The following is a 1,122-nucleotide window of genomic DNA, read 5'->3' as shown; positions in this document are numbered from 1 at the left end:
TTAAAATATCTCATTTGTGATTCTCCTTACTCTTTTTTTAGAGTGTAGTCTCATTTAGAAAACTTTGCAACAGAACCTCGAGACGTAATGGAATTGAAAAAGGACGGCTTAACATACGTTCAGATAGCGGAAATATTAGGGTACGACAAGAGTACGATCCGCCAACAATTGCAAAAACGCGGTTTATTACAAGTTAAAAGAGTGAGAGAAAGTAGGTGAATCATCATTTGTTTAACTGGTTACATATATATCAAGAGTTAGAAGGAGAAATTGAGTACATTGAGTTTAATCTACAGCGTAGTAAAAGAGAATTAAAACGTTGGGTAAGTGGTGATTTACAAGACTTCCGTTTAACAGCTGAATCAGAAGGTGCGAAGGTAGAAAATCATATAGAACGAATTGAATATGAATTAGCACATGATGAATGATTTATACGATTTAAAACAAATAATTGGCAAGTTCAAGGGACTAGATCATCAAATATTGAAGATGAAATATATAGACGGTATGACGTTAGAACAGATTGCGGAATGTGTGAGTTATAGTGTTAGCCACATAAAAAAGAAACATACTGAAATTCTAAAATTCATACGATTTGCTGAGAAGGAAGGTATCATTTAGGTTCACTCCTAAAGTGAATCGAACCCCTTGTAAAAAGGAGTTATAGTAATAACATAGAGAATTGATTTAAAAACAGCTGGTATACAGTTATTCTTTTTTGTCACCAGTGAGAATGAATGGGAATAATAGAACTCTATAAAAAAGAATATTTTATAACATATATCCCTAATACAATCAAAGAAATCCCTGTCGCTACAATAAAAAATTTAACTATTGGCCAAGGTAATATTCGTAACAAAATTGCATATAAAAGGGTAAACTCGTCTAATGCGCCGTGTGAATCTTTGACATCTCGAGGTTTTAAATGAAATATAGCGAACCATATAACAATGATTCCCCAAATGATTAACAGCATAGACAGGATACATTGAGAAAAAGACATTGAAAACACTCCTTTTCATTATTCAAATGATTGGTTTATTGTACCAAAAATTTCATTGATAAGATATATTTGCCTTTGGACAGACTTCTCCCCTTGTAGAGTCTGTCCTTTTTTGACCA

General features: G+C 32.7%; 1 pseudogene. It reads left to right on the top strand.

Annotated features, from left to right (window positions below):
• The first annotated feature begins 227 nt into the window (after nucleotides 1-227).
• A pseudogene (locus JDS99_RS30685) lies at nucleotides 228-621 on the top strand (sigma-70 RNA polymerase sigma factor region 4 domain-containing protein).
• Nucleotides 622-1,122: the final 501 nt, after the last annotated feature.

The sequence above is a fragment of the Bacillus cereus group sp. N6 genome (genome assembly GCF_016483705.1).
GTDB classification, from domain to species: Bacteria; Bacillota; Bacilli; order Bacillales; family Bacillaceae_G; genus Bacillus_A; species Bacillus_A wiedmannii.
The sequence above is the reverse complement of the archived record's forward strand: the minus strand, read 5'-3'. Positions and strand labels throughout refer to the sequence as shown.